The sequence below is a fragment of the Vibrio sp. 1874 genome, from assembly GCF_033344395.1.
Classification (GTDB): domain Bacteria; phylum Pseudomonadota; class Gammaproteobacteria; order Enterobacterales; family Vibrionaceae; genus Vibrio; species Vibrio alginolyticus.
The window spans coordinates 1-1,118 of sequence record NZ_JAWPOR010000153.1 but is presented as its reverse complement, the minus strand read 5'-3'; the positions used below and the strand labels follow the sequence as shown (position 1 = coordinate 1,118).

Sequence of the window (1,118 nt, the reverse complement as noted above, 5' to 3'; positions counted from 1 at the left end):
TCGTATTGAAACATTATTTAAGCACTACACAACCAAAGTGGAGGCGGCGTAATGGAGTGGTTACGAGCACTGGCGGTGAGTGGTGTAGATGCTGGATGGTTGAGCGACAGCTTTGCGTACGCTTTTATGGTGAACGCGATGGTCGCTGCGCTGATTTTGGGGCCGCTACTCGGCGGGCTGGGCACATTAGTGATTGCTAAGCGTTTGGCGTTTTTCTCCGAAGCAGTAGGCCACGCAGCACTGACGGGTATCGCTATTGGTGTTTTACTTGGTGAACCGCCAGAAAACCCAATCATAGGGTTGTTTAGCTTCTGCATGATCTTTGCGTTGCTGCTGCACTTCGTGAGAAATCGCACCAATGTACCTTATGACACGTTGGTCGGTGTATTTCTGGCGTTAGCTCTGGCGGTCGGGGCGGCGTTGCTGATGTACGTCGCACGTAAGATCAACATACACATGCTAGAAAACGTACTGTTCGGTTCGATTTTGACGGTGACCGATAGAGACATCACGTTGCTTGCAGTGAGCTGCTTGATCATCCTGCTGCTGCTGATTCCGACATTTAATCGCATTTTGCTCACGTGTATCAGCCCAGATATTGCTCGCGTGCGTGGCTTCAATACCAGCTTTTACGATTACCTATTCGTCATGATGATCACTTTAGTGACGATCGCCGCAGTGAAGATCGTTGGTGCCGTGTTAGTAGGTGCCCTGCTGTTGATCCCTGGTGCGACAGCTAGGTTGCTCACCAAGCGAATGGGAAGCTTTGTATTGCTTTCTTCTTTGCTTGCGACGGTTGCTTGCTTGGTTGGCACCATATTGCCAATGGAGCTCGACTTACCGGTGCCATCGGGCGCGTCGATCATCATTGTTTCCGCTGCTTTCTTCTTAACTGCAACGGTTTATCGAATTATTCGTAAGGCGTGAGCACGCTTTTACATACCCAACTTAAGTATCTCAACATGAAAATGAAAACTCTTACTTTAGGTTTAGGATTGATGGCGATGAGTACATTGTCATCATTGGCGATGGCCAAAGATATTTTAACCAGTACCCCTGTGACTTACATGCTGTCAGAGCAATTGATGAAAGGAACGGGCGTGGAAACCACATATCTG

The 1,118-nt window shown here is 48.6% G+C and carries 1 protein-coding gene and 1 pseudogene; both read left to right on the top strand.

The features are described 5' to 3' along the window. The first annotated feature begins 51 nt into the window (after window positions 1-51). The gene (locus R8N46_RS25265) at window positions 52-927 is read left to right on the top strand and encodes a metal ABC transporter permease (RefSeq protein ID WP_141179671.1); all 876 of its coding nucleotides are present in this window, start codon (window positions 52-54) and stop codon (window positions 925-927) included. A gap of 35 nt (window positions 928-962) precedes the next feature. After that, a pseudogene (locus R8N46_RS25260) lies at window positions 963-1,118 on the top strand (ABC transporter substrate-binding protein); the annotation flags it as partial.